Raw genomic sequence first — 19,416 nt, 5'->3', positions numbered from 1 at the left:
TGTGACGGCCGGCGGCGCGGCGCGCGCGGCGGCGCCGCGGCTGGGCCGCCCCCCCCCCCGCCCCCCCCCCCCCCCGGCGGGGGGGGGGGCGCCCCCCCCCGCCCCGCCCCCCCCCCCCCCCGCCCCTCTCCCCATGTCCGCTCGGGCTCCCCGCGCGCCTCGCTCCTCGCGTCGGGGGCGGAGCACGCTCGGCACCGGCGGCACTCCCACGCCGGGTCCACTCCCCTGGCCGAAGCCGGGAGTCCGCGCCCGGCAGCTCCGACCGCGAACGCGCCGCTCGGTCTTTTCCGGTTTCAGACGGCCGCCTCAGCCGCCCAGGTACTCCCCCGCCGCGTCGAGGAGCCAGGCCGCGAGGTAGGCCGCGAAGGACGAGCGGACGAATATGTGGAACTCGTCGCCTCCGCGCGCGGCGAGGACGACCTGGGCTCGGGCGAGCATGGTCTGGGCGCAGCGGCCGGGGCCGAACACGCGAGGGTGCAAGTCGAGGGCGCAGCCGTGGGAGAGCAGGTCACGGGCCCTGGGACCGGCCACGAGCAGTACGGTCCGCTGGGCGGAGACGTCGGTGACGGCGGCGTGACCGGTTCCGGCCGCGGCTCGCAGCCGGGTCTCCAGACCCGTGTCGCCCGCGGGCCCGACGACGAGCCACTCGTCGGGACCGAGCCACAACACCAGGGTGTCGCTCCCGGCCGTACCAGACGGCACATCGTGGCCGGTGCTCGCGAAGGTGTTCGGCTCGACGGGGAACGGGACGCCGAGGGCGGCGAGGGCGCTGGCGACGCCGGCCGCGGTGCCGCTCCCCGGCTCCACCCGCAGGTCGATCTGGGTGAGGAACGGCAGCTCCGCGATACGAAGGTCCTGGCTCGACACCGGTTCCAGCCGGGCGAGCGGGCTCAACCGCCCGGTCGGTGGCTCAGCCATCGCGGCGCGCTCCCTCGGGGTCGTAGAGGACGTGGTGGGTGACGGTGACGGGCAGCAGTTCCCCTGCGACGGGCACGTACAGCCGCTCGCCGACGCGTTCGCGCCCGCCGCTGACGAGGGCGAGGGCGAAGGTCCTGCCGAGCGCGGCGCTGCGGTAGCTGGAGGTGACGTGGCCGAGCGTGGGGACCGGCGGCTCGGGCAGCCGGTCGAAGGCCACCAGGTGGGAGCCCTCGGGCAGCAGGAGGTCCGGGTCGAGCGGCAGCAGGCCGACCAGGTGCTTGCGGTCGGGCCTGGCGGTGTCGGCGCGGGAGAAGGAACGCTTCCCGAGGAAGTCGGCCTTCTTCTTGGACACCACCCACTCCATGCCGAGGTCGGCGGGGGTGACCGTGCCGTCGGTGTCCTGCCCCACGATGGGGTAGCCCTTCTCGGCCCGCAGCACGTGCATCGTCTCGGTCCCGTACGGGGTGACCGCCCCGGTGGCCTGGAGCGCCTCCCACAGGGCGAGCCCGTCCCAGGCGCTGACATTGATCTCGTACGCCAGCTCACCGGAGAAGCTGATCCGGCACACCCGCGCGTCCAGGCCCGCCACCCGGCCGTCACGCCACGTCATGAACGGGAAGCTCGCGTTGTCCACGGCGAGGTCGGGGGCGAGTGCTGCGAGCACCTCGCGGGAGCGCGGCCCGGCGAGCGCGACCGTCGCCCACTGCTCGGTGACCGAGGTGCAGTAGACCCGCAGCGACGGCCATTCCGTCTGCAGCCACTCCTCCATCCAGTCGAGGACGGCCGCGGCGTTGCCGGTGGTGGTCGTCACCAGGAAACGGTTCTCGGCCAGGCGGATCACCGTACCGTCGTCGAAGACCATCCCGTCGGGGCGGCACATCACGCCGTAGCGGATCGAGCCGACCTTGAGGGTGCTCATCAGGTTGGTGTAGAGCCGGTCGAGCAGCCGCGCGGCGTCCGGCCCCTGAATGTCGATCTTGCCGAGGGTGGAGGCGTCCATCGCTCCGGCCGCCCCCCGCACGGCCCGGCACTCGCGCAGGACGGCGGCCTCCATGTCCTCGCCCTCGCGGGGGTAGTACCAGGGCCGCTTCCACTGGCCGACGTTCTCGAACGGCGCTCCGTGGGCCACGTGCCACTCGTGCAGCGCGGTGACCCGGACGGGATCGTGCAGCGCTCCCCTGTCGCGCCCGGCGAGGGTCGCGAAGGAGACGGGCACGTAGGGCGCGCGGAAGGTGGTGGTGCCCAGCTCCGAGACGTCCACGCCGAGGAGGTGGGCGACGACACCGCTGGTGAGCACCCCGGAGGTCTTTCCCTGGTCGTGCGCGGTCCCCGCGGTGGTGTAACGCTTGACGTGCTCGACCGAACGGAGCCCGGCCCCGGTGGCGCGCATGATGTCGGCGACGGTGACGTCGCGCTGCAGGTCGACGAAGTGGGTCCGGTAGTCGTCGGCGGGGACGAGCCACACGTGCTCGGGAAGGGCTCCGCCCAGTGTCTCGTCGGCTGTCTCGTCGGCTGTCTCCCGAAGGTTCGAGACCGCCTGCGTGTCCCGCGTTCCCCCGGCCCCCGCGGCCTCCGTCGCCTCCCGGACGGACGCGTGGGGGGCGGTCGGGAGGGCACCGAAACCGGCCGCCTCGGCGGCCCGCGCTCCGGCGGCGGCGCCGTCCTCCAGGCAGGAGGCGAGGGTGCGGAGCCCTCGGGCGGCCCCGGCCACCTCGACGGCCTGACGGCAGGTTCCGGGGACGAAGGAGCCGAGCGCCTCGTCGTAGCGAAGTGTCCCCGACGCCTGGCTGAACAGGTGGACGGCGGGGTTCCATCCGCCCGAGACGAGCAACAGGTCGGCTTCGATCTCGCGTCCGCCGGAGGTTTCCGCCTTGGAGGTGTCCGCCTCGGACGCGTTCGTCCCGGAAGCGGGCGCCTGTGAGGCGACACCTCCGGGCGCGGCGGACCCAGACGCGGTGATCCCAGAGGCGACGGCCTCTGACGTGTTCGTCCCGGCAGCGGCTCCGGAAGGCGTGCCGGCCTCGGCGGGTCTTTTCGAGACGGTCACGGAGGTGACGCCGTGTTCGCCGTTCACGCGGGTGACGACGTGACCGGTGAGCACCTCGGCACCTCCGAGGCCCCCAGCGAGGTCCCCCGCGTCGTCCGTGCCGTCCACGTCGTCCGGACCGCTCAAATCATCCGGGCCGCCCCGCCCCGCCGCCCCGCCGGGGCCGTTCCGGCTCGGGTCGGCGGCGAGGCGCGTGTCCACGACGGCGGCGATCTCGACGCCCGCGGCGGCCAGGTCGCGGGCCGCGGCGTAGGCGCTGTCCCCGGTGGTGAACACCACCGCGCGGCGGCCGGGCAGGACCCCGTACCGGTTGACGTACGCGCGCGCCGAACCGGCGAGCATCACACCCGGCAGGTCGTTGCCCGCGAAGGCGATCGAACGCTCGTGCGCGCCCGTGGCGAGCACGACGCGGCGGGCCCGGACGCGCCAGACGCGCGTCCGGGAGGAGGCGTTCTCCCCCCTGCGTTCCACGGCGACCAGGTAGTTGTCGTCGTAGTAGCCGAACACGCTGGTACGGGTGAGCACCCGCACCTCGGGACGGGCCTCCAGCGCGGCCAGCGCGGTGGCGGCCCAGGTCGCGCCCGGGAGGCCGTCGACGCTCTCGCCGGTGTCGGGCAGGCTTCCACCCGGCGAGGGACGGTCGTCGGCGAGGATCACCCGGGCGCCCGAGGTGGCCGCCGCGGTCGCCGCCGCGAGGCCCGCCGGTCCCGCGCCGACCACCAGGACGTCGCAGTGCGCGTACACGCCGTCGTGGCGCGCCGGGTCGGGTTCGGCGGCGAGCCTGCCCCTGCCCGGCAGGCCGATGGCCACCAGTCCCGCGTACAGCTCGACGACGGTGGCCTGGAGCATCGGCTCGGGGAAGGGGTGCTCGATCTGGACGACGGCGTTGGGTTCCTCGGTCCAGGCGGCGAAGATCCCGCGAGGGCGGCCGAGTGCGACGCTCGTCGCGACCGTACGGACGCCGTTGGCGAGCAGCGCGGCGGCGAGCGTGTCGCCCCGGTACCCCTCGTAGTCGCGGCCGTCGAACCGGAACGGCAGTGTCTCCCCGCGATGGCCCGCCCGGCGGAACGGCTGCTCGCTCACCGGCTCACCGGCCCCGGCTCGCCCACCCGGTAGACGGCGTGGAACTCGTTGGTGGCGGTGTCGCGGACCGCGTTGAACCAGCGGCGGCATCCGGCCACGTGGTACCAGCGCTCCGCGAAGGGCCCCTTGGGGTTGTCGCGGAAGAACAGGTATCTCGCCCACTCCTCGTCGGAGAGCGCGGCGGGGTCGTCGGGGTAGACGACGTGGGCCTGCCCGCCGTAGTGGAACTCGGCCTCGTCCCGTGGCCCGCACCACGGACAGGGGATCAGCAGCATCGGTCGGGCTCCTTCAGTGGGCCACCGCGGCGGCGCCGTGCTCGTCCACGAGCGCGCCGGTGGTGAATCGTTCGAGCGTGAAGGCGGCGTTGAGGGGGTGCGGCTCGTCGTGGGCGATCGTGTGCGCGTAGCACCATCCGACGCCCGGGGTGGCCTTGAAGCCGCCGGTCCCCCATCCGCAGTTGACGTAGAGACGGTCGACGGGGGTGAGCCCGACGACGGGCGAGGCGTCGGGGGTGACGTCGACGATCCCTCCCCAGGTGCGCAGCACGTGGGCCCGCGCGAAGACGGGGAACAGCTCGAGCGCCGCCGCCATCTGCCGCTCGATGATGTGGAACGCGCCGCGCTGCCGGTAGGAGTTGTAGGCGTCGATGCCCGCCCCCATGACCAGCTCGCCCTTGTGCGCCTGGCTGACGTAGACGTGCACCGCGTTGGACATGACCACCGTGGGGTGTACGGGCTCCAGCAGCTCCGAGACCAGGGCCTGCAGCGGGTGGCTCTGCACCGGCAACTCCACCCCCGCCATCCGGCCGACGACCGAGGAGTGTCCCGCCGCGCACATCGCGACCCTGCCCGCGGCGATGCGGCCCCTGGTGGTGCGTACGGCCTCCGCGCGCCCGTCCACGACGTCGATGCCGGTGACCTCGCAGTGCTCGATCAGGTCGACGCCCATCGCGGCGGCGGCGCGGGCGAACCCCCACGCCACGTAGTCGTGCTTGGCGATTCCCGCGCGCGGCTGGTAGGTGGCGCCGAGGACCGGGTAGCGGGTGCCGGGCGAGACGTCGACGATCGGGCAGACCTCCTTCACCTCCTCGGGGCCGAGCCATTCGGCGTCGACGCCGTTGAGGCGGTTGGCGTTGACCCGGCGGACGCCCTCCCTGACGTCCTGCAGGCTGTGCGCGAGATTGAGCACGCCGCGCTGGCTGAACAGGAGGGGATAGCCGAGGTCCTCCTCCAGCCCCTCCCACAGCTTCAGCGAGTGCTCGTAGATGCCCGCGCTCTCGTCCCACAGGTAGTTGGACCGGATGATGGTGGTGTTACGGGCCATGTTGCCGCCGGCCAGCCAGCCCTTCTCCAGCACGGCCACGTTCGTGATCCCGTGGTTTTTGGCCAGGTAGTAGGCGGTGGCCAGGCCGTGGCCTCCGCCGCCGACGATCACCACGTCGTAGGAGGGCTTCGGCTCGGGAGCACTCCACAGCCGGTCGGGGTGCTCGGGGAGCTCCTCGGTGCTCATCGTTTTCCTTTCGGCGTGGAGTCCTCCGCCTTCATGCACGGCAAGGAAGTCGACGTCGTCCCTTCTCGGTCCCTCGGGCGAGCCCGCACGCGGGCGGGTTCGGGCCTCGCGGAGTTCACGGGCATCCCCTTCGTTCCCGGTGCCCGGTCAGCCACGCAGGCGCTCCATCGCCGGGTCGTAGAGCGGCTCCTCGGCGACGACGGCGGGCACCCGCTTGTCGAAGTAGCCGATGTGCAGCTCTCTCCCCGGCACGGACAGCTCGGCGGGCAGCCAGGCGTAGGCGATGTTCTTGCCGATCGTGTGGCCGTAGGCGGCGCTGGTGACGTATCCGGCGCGGGACTCACCGTCGTACACCGGCTCCTTGCCCATCACGACGGCGGCGGAGTCGTCGACGGTGAGGCAGGTCAGCCTGCGCCGGGGGGTCGTGCCGCGCTCGGCGAGGGCCGCGCGGCCGATGAAGTCGCCCCGGTCGGCCTTGCGCACGGCGAAGCCGAGGCCCGCCTCGTACGGGTCGTGCTCGTAGGTCATGTCGGTGCCGAAGGAGCGGTAGCCCTTCTCCAGCCGCAGGCTGTTGAAGGCGCCGCGGCCCGCGGCGATGATCCCGTGCTCCTGGCCCGCCTCCCAGAGGGTGTCCCACAGCTTCGCGCCCATGTCGGCCGTCGTGTAGAGCTCCCAGCCCAGCTCCCCGATGTAGGAGAGCCGCAGCGCGGTGACGGGCACGGCGCCGACGTACGCCCGCGCGGCACGGAAGTAGCGGAAACCGCCGGGGCCGAAGGCGGGCCCGGCGAGCGGGGCGACGACCTCGCGGGCCAGGGGACCCCAGACGCCGACGCAGCAGGTTCCCGGCGTGATGTCGGTGACGGTGACCGACCCGTCGGCGGGCAGGTGACGGCGCAGCCAGTCGAGGTCGAGGTTGCCGTTGGCGCCGACCTGGAACAGGTCGCGGCCCAGCCGGGCGACGGTGATGTCGCTGCGGATGCCGCCGTCGTGGTCGAGCAGCAGGCAGTACGTGACCGAGCCGACGGACTTGTCGACGTCGCCCGTGGAGATCCGCTGTAGAAAGGCGGCGGCACCGCGGCCCGCGACCTCGATCCGCTTGAGCGCGCTCATGTCGTAGAGGGCGACGGCCTCGCGTGAGACCTGGGCCTCCGCGCCGACGATCGGCGACCAGTGGCGGGCGGCCCACTCGTTGGGGCGGGGGATGTCACGGCCGTCGAGCAGAGGCGCGTTGGCTCCGTACCACTGGGGGCGCTCCCAGCCGACGGTCTCAAGGAAGTAGGCGTCCAGCTCGCGCTGGCGGGCGTGAAAGGGGCTGGTGCGCAGCGGGCGCAGGTTCTCCGCCGGCTGCAGCGGGTGGATGATGTCGTAGACCTCGACGAAGTTCTGGCAGTCGCGGGTGCGGACGTACTCGGGGGCGAGCTGGTGGGCCTCGAACCGGTTGACGTCGCACTCGTGCAGGTCGAAGGAGGAGCAGTGGCCGTCGGCCAGCCACTCGGCCATGGCGCGGCCCACCCCCGCCGAGTGGGTGACCCACACGGCCTCGGCCACCCAGAAGCCCTCCACCTCGCGTGACGGTCCGAGCAGCGGCATGTTGTCGGTGGTGAAGGAGAACAGGCCGTTGATCCCCGCTTCGAGCTCGGCCTCCCCCGTGTCGGGCAGCAGCGTCTTCGTCTCGGCCCAGGCGGGGGCGAAGTCGTCGCCGGTGAACGCCAGCACCGAGGGCATGACCTCGGCGTCGGCGAGCGGGAGGATCTCCTCGGCGGTGATCGGCATCGGGCGGTGGCCGTAGTAGCCGACGCCGAGCCGATCGAAGCGCTCCCGGTAGTACAGGTCGGCGTCCTGGTGGCGCAGGATCGGCCGGACGGCCTCGCTGTCCTGTCCGGCGAGCGCGGGGACGGGACCTGTCCAGGCGAACTGGTGGGCGAGGGGGGTGAGCGGCAGCGTCATGCCGACCATGCCCGCGACCTTGGGCCCCCAGATCCCGGCGCAGCAGACCACGAGGTCGGCGAGGATCTCACCCCGGTCGGTGACGACGGCCGCGACCCGGTCGTCCTCGACGCGGATGTCCAGCACCTCGTGCCGGTCGAGGACGCGGACACCGCGTTCCCGTGCGCGCGCGAGCTGGACCTCGACGGCGCGCACCGCTTTGGCCAGGCCGTCGGTGGGGACGAACAGCCCTCCGAGGATCTTCTCTCGGTCGAGCAGGGAGTGGCGCTCCACGCACTCCTCGGGGGTGAGCACGCTCGCCTCGATCCCCCAGGAGGTCGCCCAGCCGTGGCGCCGGTGCAGCTCGGCGAGCCGCTCGGGCGTGGTGGCCACCTCCAGGCCGCCCACCTGGAGGAAGCAGTCGAGGTCGACGAGTTTTTCGACGGTGTAGCGGGCGAGCTCCGCCATGGTCTTGGAGGGGTTGGTCTGGAAGACCAGGCCCGGCGCGTGCGAGGACGATCCCCCGGTGGCGGGCACGGCGCCCTGGTCGACGACGGTGATGTCGTCCCGGCCCCTGGCCGAGAGCTCGTCGGCGAGGGCCGCCCCGACGACCCCGGCTCCGATGATGACGACGCGTCGGCCCGCCATACCCACCTCCGTCGTTGCGCAGTCCGAAACGAAGTGCGCTTCCCGCAACAGATTGTCCTCCCGTCGCCAACACTGTCAAGAACGGGCCAGCGGTCGTCCACGGGAAACGGCGAACCGGGGACAGCCGGGCCTGCTCCGTCCCCTCGTGCTCTGAATCGCTCCGGATCTGATGGAGGCTCCGGTGTGCCCCGAGTTCGGATAGGGGAACTTTGGCTGGTGGGTACTGACGGACTCACACGAAGAATTCGACTGGCTTGCAAAGCACGGCCCGTTCCGTCACGTCTCCTGTGTCACCTTCGCCCGGTCCCTCAGTCCTCGCGAGGCGTTGATGCGTCTCGGCGCGGACAGCAACGGCCTCGAAGAGGTGACCTTTGAAAAGCACCAGGAACGAATGATGGAGTACATCGATTCGGACAGCATGCGCACCAGCTACGTGGCCGCGCTGGACGTGAGCGGCTGGACCGTACTGATCCAGCTCTGGACTGGATCAATCGGCCTCAACAGTCTTCTACTGCGTAACCTCTCCCAGAGGGACACCGACACGAACCACCTGTGGCCCGACTCGACCTGTTGTCCACAGAGCCCTCCAGCGCGGGAGATCCCCACTGGGATGTCTTCCTTGCCGCGCTCGCCGAACATCTCGCCGCGAAAGACGGCCATGCCGGCCCCTCCTGGGCCGAATCACGCCGGCTCCACCAGTTCTGGTTCCCGTTCAACACCCCGGCAGCCCGCGTCGACGTATTCGTCCACGCGCCGGCTTCCTTCCGGCGCCGTGGGGTCTCCGTCCATCCCCAAGAACCGGAAGTCGCATAAACGACGTCTCTCTGCCGATCAGGCCGCGTGCGGCTCGAACCATACCGAGCCCAGATCGTGGCCGGAGGTAAGGCGAACGTCAGCGTTCAGCGCCGCAGCCAGATGCCGTAGCAAGGCGATCGTCGGCGCGGTCCCACCCTCCTCCATACATTCGATCTCATCCTCGGTCATACCCGCACGCTCGGCCAGTTCGGCAATGGTCAGCCCAAGCGCATCACGTCGGTCATACAGAGCCTTACCGAAGGCCAACGCCTCTCGAATCATGATCCGTTCAGGGTCCTCGGCCTGAGGCTCAGGTCGCACCCAGCGGGTGTGATAGCCAGTCATCACACCTTCCTCTCATAGATCTCGGCCACCGGCCCATGATGGTCGCGTTCACAGATCTTCTGCGCCCGGACCGCCCTGTCGATCTGCCGCTGATCGTGCTGCTTGGTCTTACGGAAAACCGTGAGCAACACGATCGTCCTACCCGGAGTAGACCAGTACGTCACCCGAGCTGCAACATCACGAAGCCGAACCCGTAGTTCCCAGACCGGCCCTTCCAGGTGGTCCGACCATGGACCACCAAGTTCAGTCCCTTTTTCCGCCAGTAGACCGGCGACCTCATCGACCCGCTTGAAGTCGCTGTCACTCAGGCTGTCGAGCCACTCACGGACTTCGGGTTCGATCTCAAAGCCGTACGGCTTACGCACATGAGGCCCTTCCCGTGCACGCACCCCACTCAGGGTAGTGAATCGTTGCCAACAGTGACGGGCATCGAACCCATCTCGCCCCACATGAGCCCTCATCAGCGCCAAGCCGCCCTCGGAAAATCCGCCGACATGGACGGACACAGTTGAGGCGAATTCTGTCTTAGCGGTACAACCAAAGGACAGGACACGAAACACAAAAGACCCCGACTTGTTTGCACAGGTCAGAGTCTTGCGGTGGGCACCACTGGGTTCGAACCGGTGACATCTCGCTTGCAAGGCGATCCGAGCGAGGGCGCGACCAGGGCCGATACCGGCGCTGACCTGGGCACACAGTCCACAGCCGTCCACCGTTGTCCGCCCCCGTCCGGGGTCGTTGTCACCCGGTTGGTCACCCAGAAGTGGCGCTCTCCGCAGGCTCGCGCGGCTCCTCCGCCCAGACGTCCCGGCTGGAGATCTACTCGACCACGATCTTCGCCGTGGCCGATGAAAGGTTCCAGGTAAGCGGACGACCGTAATAAACCGGTCAGTACGGCACGTTTCCCCCAGGGAACATACGTGACACATCACGGTAATGACTGATCTATAGCGTCACGCGCAATACCGGGTTCCTCAAGGAGCGCGTAGTGCGCAAAGTCCTGATCTCCCTCACCTCCCTCTCCCTCTCCTTCACCCTCGTAGCCGTGCAACCCCAGCAGGCCAACGCCAAGGTCAAACTCGATCTTGAGAGTTTGACCGGCGCCGAGGCCATCTCCCTCATGGCCGCCGGCAAGCTGACCTCGGTCGACCTGACCAAGGCGTACATCGACCGGATCACCGCGCTGAACAAGCGCGGGCCCGGCCTGAACGCCGTCACGGACCTCAACCCCAACGCGTTGAAGGAGGCCGAGGCGTACGACCGCCTGCGTAAGAAGGGCAAGTCGCTCGGCCCCGCCATGGGGCTGCCGATCCTGCTCAAGGATTTGATCGACGTCGAGGGCATGCCCACGACGGCGAACAACTGGTCGCTGCGCCGGTCCTTCCCGGCCTCCGACGCCGGCATCACCAAGAAGCTGAAGGAACGCGGCGTCGTGATCCTCGGCAAGGTGGGGCTGTCGGAGTACGCCAACAGCTTCGGCTCTCAGCCCTCCGGGTTCGGCAACTACGGCGGCCAGGTCATCAACGGCATCGACGCCGACCAGAACCCCTCCGGGTCGTCGTCGGGCACCGGCGCGGCCATGGCCGCGGCGCTGTCGACGCTGGGCATCGGGACCGAGACCTCCGGTTCCATCATCTCGCCGTCGAACGCGCAGTCGCTCGTGGGGCTGCGGCCGACCGTGGGTCTCGTACCCGGTTACGGCATCGCGCCCATCTCGGCCTCGCAGGACATCGCCGGCCCGATGGTCCGCACGGTCTCCGACGCCGCGCTCACACTGGCCTCGATCGCCGGGCCCGACCCGGTGGCCGACGCCGGGTACAAGGCCATGTTCGGCGACGACTACATCGCCAAGGGCATCATCCCGCCGCTCCCCGCGACGCTGCCCGACTACGCCAAGGCCATCGATCTCGGCTTCGTGCGCGGCAAGAAGATCGGGTACAACGGCACCCTCACCGAGGGCAGTCCGCTCAAGATCGCGTACGACGCCCTGACCGCCGCCGGCGCCATCCTGGTGCCCCGCCCGCAGGCGACGATCCCCTCGCTGCCCACGCTGCCCAGCGGCTATGAGCAGCACAAGAGCATCGACTCCTACTACGAGCGGCTCGGCCCGCAGGCGCCGATCAAATCGCTGGTCGAAGAGGTGCAGGTCAACCAGGCCGAAGCTCACCAGGCGCTCAAGTTCGGCAACGTCAACCACCTGAACTCGTCGCAGGCGGACGTGACCCCGGGTGGGGCCAACGAGCAGGCGTACCGGACGAACCTCGCGATCCGTAAGGCCGCCTGGCACAAGGCCATCGACGACATGGTGACGTACACCAACTCGGACCCGGCGCAACCGGCCGACCCGGTGATCGCCATCCTGGGCAGCGCCCCGAGCGCCCCGCAGGCCGGTTACCCGTCGATCACGATCCCGATGGGCTACACCGCGACCCATCGGCGCGCCCAGAACGTGCAGGTCCACGGCAACGCCTACAGCGAGTTCAACCTGCTCGGCGTCGCCTACGTCATCGAGCAGGCCACCAAGCTGCGCCGGCCGGCCAGCCTCGTGAACCCGAGCATGTACCGCTGCGCGAAGACGACCCCGGCTCCGCCGTTCGCCGAGCGCGGCGCCTGCAACCCCGACTACGACGCCGTCCTCAAGGTGACCCACTACGACTCCCGGCCGCTCGGTTTCTCGCTGGAGACCGAGACGGCGCAGAGCCTGATCCAGAGGCTGAACAAGGACGAGGTCTCGGCCGAGGAGCTCACCCGTGCCTACCTCGACCGCATCGCGCTGACCAACGCCGAGGGCCCGGCCACCCAGGCCGTCCGCGAGATCAACGCCGACGCGATCAAGGAGGCTCGCAAGCTCGACCAGGAGCGGTGGAAGTACCGCACCGGCAAGCCCGCCGGCCCGAACGACGCGCGCCCACCGCGTCCCGCCCTCTGGGGCCTGCCGGTGCTGGTCAACGACACCATCGACGCCAAGTCGCTGTCGACCACGGGCGGCTCGATCGCCCTCCAAGGTCTCAAGCCGGCCGACGACTCCGCCCTCGTGGCGAAGCTGAAGGCCGCCGGCGCGATCGTGCTCGGCAAAACCAACGTCACCGAGCTGAACGGCGTCTTCGACGCCAACCTGCCGAAGGGCTACTCCTCGCTCGGCGGCCAGGTCCTGCTCCCGAACGACACCGACAAGACCCCTGCGGGTTCGTCGGCCGGCGCCGCGGCGGCCACCGCCTCGGGTCTGGCCGCGATCACGATCGGCATGGAGACCTCACTCGACTCGGCGCAGCTCCTCGCCCCGGCCGACGCGGCCGGTGTGGTGGGACTCAAGCCGACCGTCGGCCTGGTCAGCACGACCGGTGTGCTCCCTGTGGCCAAGTCGCAGGACGCCCCCGGCCCGATCACCCGCAGCGTCGGCGACGCCGCGACGATCCTCAACGTGATCGCCGACCCGGCGAGCCCGGTCGACTACACGAAGGACCTCAAAGCCGACGCCCTCGCGGGCAAGAAGATCGCCGTGGTGTCCAGCACGAGCGCCCCCTACCAGGAGGCGATCGCCAAGCTCCAGGGCCTCGGCGCGACCGTCACCCAGGTCTCGATCGCCACACCGGCCGCGACCGACAGCGTCGTCGCCACCGAGTTCAAGCGTGACCTGAACGCCTACCTCGGCGCGGCCAAGCCCGGCACGACGCTGCAGAGCATCATCGACTACAACAACGCCAACCCGGTCGAGGGCCTGAAGTACCAGCAGGGTCAACTGCTGGCCGCCCAGGCGATCGACCTGTCCGACCCCGCGACGAACGCCAAGTACACGACCGACCTGGAGGCCGGCAAGGCCGCCAACAAAGCCGTCCTGGACACCGTCCTGAGCGGGTATGACCTGATCCTGGTCCCGAGCGGCAGCAACGTGATCGGCTACGCCGACCGCGCCGGCTACCCCGCGCTCACCATCCCCGCCGGGTATGGCGCGCAGCAGAGCTCGTCGGGCCGCAACCCCATCGGTGTGACGCTGATCGGCGGCGCCTTCTCGGAGGCGAAGCTGCTGGCCGGCGGCTACGCGCTGGAGCAGGCGATCGACGACCGCCTCGCCCCCAGCTACACCAACCCCAGCATGTGGCGCTGCGTCCCGGAGAGCACCTTCTTCACGGGCGAGTTCTGCCTGCCGGGCGACCGCATGGCCCCTCGTTACAAGGGCTGACCACTGGTTGAAGAGAAGGGCCCGCGGTCTCCCCCGCGGGCCCTTTTCTCATTGCGGGGTACGACCTGAGCTGCCCGTCCACTGCCTGACTTGGGCCGGGGCGGCCCTTCACGCAAGGTACCGAGGCCATGGATGACATCTTTGGGAGTCAGTCGCTCACGCCCCGTTCCGAAGATCAGGAACGGGGCGTTTCGGCTGGTGGGCACTACCGGGTTCGAACCAGTGACATCTCGCTTGCAAGGCGAGCGCGCTCAGGAGGTGGGGAGCCAGGCCTTCACCTTGTCGGGGTTGTCGCCGACCCACTTCTCCGCGGCCTCCTCGGCCGTCATCTTGTCCTCGGAGATGTACTTGGCCACGAGGTTCTGGTCCTCGTTCGTCCAGGTGAAGTTCTTGATCAGGTCGTACGCCGGACTGCCGGAGTCGGCGAACTTCTTGCTCACGATCTTGTCGAGGTCGTAGAGCGGGTAGTCGCAGGCCACCTTCTCGGCGTCGGCGTCGCAGCCCTCGGTGTACTCGGGCAGCTTGATCTTGACGAGCTTGACCTCCGACAGGAACCACTGCGGCTCGTAGAAGTAGCCGAGCATCGGGGTCTTCTGCTTCTCCGCCTGCCTGAACCCGGTGATGAGCGCCGCCTCGCTGCCCGCGTAGACGACCTTGTAGTCCAGCTTCAGGTTCTTCACCAGGGCGGCGTCGTTGGTCACGAAGGACGGGTCGCCGTCGAGCAGCTGCCCCTTGCCCCCCGACTCGGAGGTCTTGAACAGGTCGGCGTACTTGTTGAGGTTCTTCCAGTCGGTGATGTCGGGGTACTTCTCGGCCATCCACGGCGGCACGTACCAGCCGATCACCCCCTTGTTACCCGTCGATCCCGCCGAGACGGCGACCTTCTGGTCGTCGATGTACTTCTTCTTCAGGTCGTCGTGGGCCCAGTTCTCCACGATCGCGTCGACCTGGCCGGTGGCGAAGCCCTGCCAGGCGACCTCCTCCTTGAGGTCCTTCTTCGTGACCGAGCAGCCAAGCTCCTTCTCCGCCACGTGGGCGATGACCGCCGCGGTCGCCTCGTACCCGACCCACGGGTTGATCGCGATGTTGACCGCGCCGCACGCCTTCTTGCCCTCCGCGCCCGAGGCGGCCGGAGCGGCTCCCGTGTCGCTCTCGCCGACCTTCGCCCCGCCGCACGCGGAGACGAGGAGGCCGGCCGCGACCAGGAGCGCCATCGCCCGCGGTCGCCCGATCCTCGAAACTGTCACCAGGTCCTCCTGATATTGGGTGTCGTGTGCCGTGTTCGTTCCGCCCGGCGGGTGTCCGGCCGTGCCCTGTCTCCCGGCTGTCTCCCGGCTGTCTCGTCTCTTCCCGCTCCTCACCGGACGCCGTGCGCCTCGGCGTCGGCCCGCCGCGCCGCCGCCCTGGTGATGCGCTCCAGCATGATCCCGAGTACGACGATCGCCACGCCCGCGGCGAGCCCCTTGCCCCGCAGCTGCAGCTGGGAGAAGCCCGCCACCACGTCGTAGCCGAGCGCGCCGGCGCCGACGAGGCCGCCGACGACGACCATGGAGAGCACGTAGATGAGCCCCTGGCCGGCGGCGAGGGTGAGCGCGGCGCGCGCCATCGGCAGCTGCACCTTGGTGATGAGCTGCCAGGTGCTGGAACCCGCGGCCGTGGCGGCCTCCACCGCGCTCGGCGCCACGCCGCGGATGCCGTCCGCGGTGAGCTTGACCGCCACCGGCGCCGCGTAGACGACCGCGGCGATGATCGCGGTGATCCGGGTGGCGCCGAACAGGCCGAGGATCGGCACCAGGTAGACGAACGGCGGCATGGTCTGCCCCGCGTCGAGGACCGGCCGCACCAGCTGGTCGACGCGGTCGCTGCGTCCCATCCAGACGCCGAGAACCACCCCCAGGCCCATCACCAGGACGGTGGCCACCAGCGTGGAGGCGAGTGTCACCATGCTGTCCTGCCACAGGCCGAGCACGACGAGCACGGCGACGCAGACCGCGGTGACGAGCACGATCCTGACATTCGTCAGGATCGCGGCGAACGCGATCAGCACCGCGCCGACCAACCACCACGGCGAGTCGGTGAGCAGCGCCTCGAACGGGTTGAGCAGGCCGTAGGAGACCGCGTTCCTGAACGCGCCGGTGTAGACGGCGAGGTTGTCCTGCGCCCACAGGGTGGCCGCGTCGACGCCCTGGCGGACGTACCGTCCGACGTTCGCCTCGCCGGGGAACTCCGCGGCCCACACGTAGACATGGGAGAGGTAGACCAGCACACCGGTGACCGCGAGGACCGCGCCGATCTCCGCGCGGCGGCAGCCCGCCCCACGGGAGAGTCCGGCCCGGTTCCTGGCCTCGACGCGGCGTCCCGCGGCGGAGGTGACCCGGTCGAGCACGATGGCCATCACGACGATCGCCAAACCCGCGTTGAAGGCACCGCCGACGTCGAGGGTCTCCAGCGCCTTGACGACGGTCTTGCCCAGGCCGGGGGCGTCGATCAGCGCGGCGATGGTGACCATGCACAGCGCGGCCATGATGGTCTGGTTGACGCCGACGACGATGGTCCGCTTGGCCAGCGGGAGCCGTACCTTCCTCAGGGACTGCCAGGCGGTCGCGCCCAGGGAGGTGCTCGCCTCCAGCGTCGCGGGCCGCACCTCGCGGATGCCGTGCGCGGTGATGCGGATCGTGGGCGGGACGGCGTAGACGACGGTCGCCACGGTCGCGCTCGCCGGGCCGATGAGAAAGAACAGGGTGAGCGGCGCGAGGTAGACGAACGTCGGCATCGTCTGCATGAAGTCGAGCAGCGGGGTGACCAGGCGGTCGAACCGGTCGTTCACCCCGGCCCAGACACCGAGCGGGATCCCGATGAGCAGCGAGATCGCGACGGCGGCCAGAGTGAGGGCGAGGGTGTCCATGCTCTCCTCCCACAGCCCCAGCAGGCCGAAGGAGGCGAAGCCGATCGCGGTCAGCAGGGCCACCCTGAGGTTGCCCCACAGCAGCGCGACCGCCGTGGCGATCGCGACCACGCCCAGCCAGCCGACGACCGGCAGCGGGCGCCCGAAGGACGGCTGGCTGATCAGCGCCTGGACGAAGGTGACGAACTCATCGAGGAAGAGCCGAATGTAGTTGACGAAGTACAGGAAGAACGGGTTCTCGTTCCTGCTGTTGTCGATGACCTCGCTCGCCTCGTTGACCCGTACGTGCAGCGGGGTCAACTCCGCGCCGCCGAGCTGGAAGGTGTCGCGGCCCTGGAGGAACACCCAGAGCAGCACCCAGGCCGCGACGACGGCGGCGATCAGATAGCGGCGGGGCCAGGCGGGCAGGAGCCGCAGGCCACCGGCCGGGGTGGCCCTGACGGCCATCAGCCCTGCTCCCCTGACCTGCCCGGCCCGGCGACGGGCTCCGCGGACTCGGTGGAGGCTCTGTCCGGAGACCGCCCGGCGGCTCCGACGGGTTCGGCGGGTTCGGCGGGTTCGGCGGGTTCGGCGGAGGTTCTGGCCGGAGACGGCCCGGCGGCTCCAGCAGGTTCTGCGAGTGTGGCCGGTTCGGTAGTGGCCCCCTCGGGAGACGGCTCGGCAAGCACGCCGAGGACCTCCTCGGCGGTGACGACCCCCAGCAGCTCACCGCCCTCGACGACCTTGACCGGGCGCGTCGCGCGCAGGACCGTGTGCACGACGTCGCGTACGACGACGTCGGGGCCGACCTCAGGGCCGTCCAGCGGTTCGTCCGGCCGGGGCGGGCGCATGATCCAGCGGGTGGTGAGCACGTTCGAGCGGGGCACGTCGCTGACGAACTCGCGCACGTAGTCGTCCACCGGCGCCCCGACGACCTCGTCCGGCGTGCCCATCTGGACGAGCTCGCCGTCGCGCATGATGAGGATGCGGTCGCCGAGCTTGAGCGCCTCGCTCAGGTCGTGCGTGATGAAGATCATCGTCTTCCCGACCTCGCGGTGCAGGCGGATGACCTCGTTCTGCATGTCCCGCCTGATCAGCGGGTCGAGCGCGGAGAAGGGCTCGTCGAAGAAGAGCACGTCCGGGTCCACCGCGAGGGCCCTGGCCAGCCCGACGCGCTGCTGCATGCCGCCCGACAGCTGGTCGGGGTAGGAGTCCTCCGAACCCGACAGGCCGACGAGCTCGACCATCTCCCTGGCCCGCTCGTAGCGGGCCTCCTTCCTCATGCCGCGGATCTCCAGCCCGTAGGCCACGTTGTCCAGCACCCGCCGGTGCGGCAGCAACCCGAAGTTCTGGAAGACCATCGCGAAGCGGTGGCGGCGCAGCTCGCGCAGCCGCCGGTCGCTCGCCTCGCGGATGTCCTCGCCGTCGAACAGCACCTGTCCCGCCGTCGGCTCGACGAGCCGGGTCAGGCAGCGGACGAGGGTGGACTTGCCGGAGCCGGACAGGCCCATCACGACGAAGACCTCCTGGGACCGCACGGTGAAGGAGACGTCGCGGACGGCGGTCACGCAGCCCGTCCTCGCCCTCAGCTCGCTTCGCGATAGCTCCGCGAGCGGGGTTCCGACGACCCGGTCCGGACGCGGGCCGAAGACCTTCCAGAGACCTCGCACGTCGAGGACGGCCCGGTCCTCGCGTCGCGCGGCGGCCTCCGGCCGCACCTGCTGGGTCGGTGACGTCATGGTCGTGACCACCTCACGGGTCGTCTGGGGACGAGGGTCGGTCCGTCAGCCGCGGAACCACCGCTGCGGGCGGGGGCGGACGTTCCGCCGCACGTGCTTGGTCTCCCGATACTCGGCCGGACCCGCCTGGCCCGGCTCGCGGCCTATCCCCGGCCGCCTGAAACCGCCCCGCTCCGCCCGGGGGGCGTAAGGGCGGTGGCGGTGGTCGTTGATCCGGACGGTCCCGCGCCGGAGCCGCCCGTTCACCTTCCACCAGGCCCGCAGCAGCACGAACGGCCGTCCTTCCGTTACCGCATGATCCGCTGCGCATAACGCAGTTGCGTATGACGCATCGGAATGCTTAACGAGGAACAGAATCGTCCTTTTTCGTTCACGCAGTCAAGGGTTTGCGGTCTTCATTCCCGTACCAGCCCAATCGTGAGGAGACCTCGGCCGCGGCCGCCATCACCTGCTCGGCCACCTCGGGGAGGCGCTCGGGCGGCAGCCGGAAGGTCGGCCCGGACACGCTCATCGAGGCGACGACCGTGCCCTCGACGTTGAAGATCGGCGCCGCCACCGCGGTCAGGCCGATCTCCAGCTCGTCGGCGGCGGTGGCGTAGCCACGCCTGCGGACGGTGTCGAGTTCCTCGCGCAGCAGTTCGGCGTCGGTGACGGTCAGGTCGGTGAACGGGCGCAGCGGCCCGGCGGCGAGCCGCTCGAACCGCTCTTCAGGGGCGTGGGCGAGCAGCACCTTGCCGTTGGACGTCGCGTGCAGCGCCACCCGCCGCCCCGCCCAGTTGTAGGCCTGCAGGGCCGAGGGCCCCGCCATCTGGTCGACGTACAGGGCCTCGTCGCGATCGAGGATCGCCACGTTCACGGTCTCGCCGACCGCCGCCGCGAGCCGCTCGCCGCTGGCACGGCTCTCCCGCACCACGTCGAGCCGCACGGTCGCGGCGCCCGCGAGCCGGACGATCCCCACCCCCAGCCGGTACTTCCCCCGGTCGGCGGTCTGCTCGACGAGCTCGTGCAGTTCCAGCGTCATGACGAGACGGAACGCCGTGGAGCGGTGGACCCCCAGCTCCGCGGCGATATCGCTGACGCCGAGGTCACCGTGGCGGGCGAGCAGCCGCAGGACGGACAGCGCGCGGTCGACGGACTGCACCGCAGCGCCATCTCTCTCCAGCTCGTTGCTCATGACACAACTGTAAGCGGATCGCGCACAGGCACGGCCTACGGAAAGCCCCTCATCACCGTCCACGGGAGAAGGCCCCGGCGACGGAGGTGGCCTCCGTCCATGCCGGGGACCGCGCGAGACGCGGCGGACGGACGGGCGCGGTCAGGCACGGTCGGCGGACGGGCACGG

At 70.3% G+C, this 19,416-nt stretch carries 13 protein-coding genes and 1 pseudogene; 2 read left to right on the top strand and 12 right to left on the bottom strand.

The window, feature by feature from the left end; genetic code table 11:
* Positions 1–306 precede the first annotated feature (306 nt).
* The 5 genes from ACIBH4_RS22385 to ACIBH4_RS22365 all read right to left on the bottom strand — a co-directional run bounded on the left by ACIBH4_RS22385 (position 307) and on the right by ACIBH4_RS22365 (position 8,131).
* Positions 307–918, bottom strand: coding sequence for a sarcosine oxidase subunit gamma family protein (locus ACIBH4_RS22385; RefSeq protein ID WP_362768861.1), 612 nt, complete (start codon positions 916–918; stop codon positions 307–309).
* Positions 911–4,048, bottom strand: coding sequence for a 2Fe-2S iron-sulfur cluster-binding protein (locus ACIBH4_RS22380; protein ID WP_362768858.1), 3,138 nt, complete (start codon positions 4,046–4,048; stop codon positions 911–913). The genes ACIBH4_RS22385 and ACIBH4_RS22380 overlap by 8 nt, the downstream gene beginning before the upstream one ends.
* Entirely contained in the window at positions 4,045–4,323 is a 279-nt protein-coding gene (locus ACIBH4_RS22375; RefSeq protein WP_350946323.1) for a sarcosine oxidase subunit delta, read from the bottom strand. Before ACIBH4_RS22375 ends, ACIBH4_RS22380 begins: the two co-directional genes overlap by 4 nt.
* 13 nt (positions 4,324–4,336) lie before the next feature.
* On the bottom strand, positions 4,337–5,557 hold the full coding sequence (locus ACIBH4_RS22370) for a sarcosine oxidase subunit beta family protein (RefSeq protein ID WP_362768855.1): 1,221 nt from the start codon (positions 5,555–5,557) through the stop codon (positions 4,337–4,339).
* Positions 5,558–5,704: 147 nt separating this feature from the next.
* Positions 5,705–8,131: an FAD-dependent oxidoreductase gene (locus ACIBH4_RS22365; RefSeq protein WP_362768853.1), complete on the bottom strand. Its 2,427-nt coding sequence runs from the start codon at positions 8,129–8,131 to the stop codon at positions 5,705–5,707.
* 223 nt (positions 8,132–8,354) lie between these two features.
* On the opposite strand from ACIBH4_RS22365, the pseudogene ACIBH4_RS22360 reads away from it, so the two are divergent.
* Positions 8,355–8,657: pseudogene (locus tag ACIBH4_RS22360) on the top strand (DUF6461 domain-containing protein); the annotation flags it as partial.
* Between the two features lie 305 nt (positions 8,658–8,962).
* On the opposite strand, the gene ACIBH4_RS22355 reads toward ACIBH4_RS22360, so the two are convergent.
* Both ACIBH4_RS22355 and ACIBH4_RS22350 read right to left on the bottom strand, forming a co-directional pair.
* Positions 8,963–9,271 (bottom strand): helix-turn-helix transcriptional regulator, encoded by a 309-nt coding sequence (locus ACIBH4_RS22355; protein ID WP_362768850.1) that lies wholly within the window; start codon positions 9,269–9,271, stop codon positions 8,963–8,965.
* Positions 9,271–9,660 carry a type II toxin-antitoxin system RelE/ParE family toxin gene (locus ACIBH4_RS22350; protein WP_362768847.1) on the bottom strand — a complete coding sequence of 130 codons (390 nt, stop codon included), beginning with the start codon at positions 9,658–9,660 and terminating at the stop codon, positions 9,271–9,273. Before ACIBH4_RS22350 ends, ACIBH4_RS22355 begins: the two co-directional genes overlap by 1 nt.
* A 599-nt stretch (positions 9,661–10,259) precedes the next feature.
* Here ACIBH4_RS22350 and ACIBH4_RS22345 point away from each other — a divergent pair.
* Positions 10,260–13,451, top strand: coding sequence for an amidase family protein (locus ACIBH4_RS22345; protein ID WP_362768844.1), 3,192 nt, complete (start codon positions 10,260–10,262; stop codon positions 13,449–13,451).
* A gap of 251 nt (positions 13,452–13,702) precedes the next feature.
* On the opposite strand, the gene ACIBH4_RS22340 is transcribed toward ACIBH4_RS22345, so the two are convergent.
* From ACIBH4_RS22340 to ACIBH4_RS22320, 5 genes are all read right to left on the bottom strand, one after another.
* Entirely contained in the window at positions 13,703–14,698 is a 996-nt protein-coding gene (locus ACIBH4_RS22340; RefSeq protein ID WP_362768841.1) for an ABC transporter substrate-binding protein, read from the bottom strand.
* Between the two features lie 110 nt (positions 14,699–14,808).
* Positions 14,809–16,803, bottom strand: a complete 1,995-nt coding sequence (locus tag ACIBH4_RS22335) for an ABC transporter permease subunit (RefSeq protein ID WP_362768838.1) — start codon at positions 16,801–16,803, stop codon at positions 14,809–14,811.
* On the bottom strand, positions 16,803–18,074 hold the full coding sequence (locus tag ACIBH4_RS22330; RefSeq protein ID WP_362768835.1) for a glycine betaine/L-proline ABC transporter ATP-binding protein: 1,272 nt from the start codon (positions 18,072–18,074) through the stop codon (positions 16,803–16,805). The genes ACIBH4_RS22335 and ACIBH4_RS22330 overlap by 1 nt, the downstream gene beginning before the upstream one ends.
* Positions 18,075–18,119: 45 nt before the next feature.
* Complete coding sequence (locus tag ACIBH4_RS22325) at positions 18,120–18,344, bottom strand: hypothetical protein (RefSeq protein ID WP_399172723.1); 225 nt, start codon at positions 18,342–18,344, stop codon at positions 18,120–18,122.
* 100 nt (positions 18,345–18,444) lie between these two features.
* Positions 18,445–19,248 carry an IclR family transcriptional regulator gene (locus ACIBH4_RS22320; protein ID WP_362768832.1) on the bottom strand — a complete coding sequence of 268 codons (804 nt, stop codon included), beginning with the start codon at positions 19,246–19,248 and terminating at the stop codon, positions 18,445–18,447.
* Between the last annotated feature and the right edge of the window lie 168 nt (positions 19,249–19,416).

The sequence above is a fragment of the Streptosporangium sp. NPDC050284 genome (assembly GCF_044459525.1).
In the GTDB taxonomy this organism is placed as follows: domain Bacteria; phylum Actinomycetota; class Actinomycetes; order Streptosporangiales; family Streptosporangiaceae; genus Streptosporangium.
This window is presented reverse-complemented; position numbering and strand designations above follow the sequence as displayed.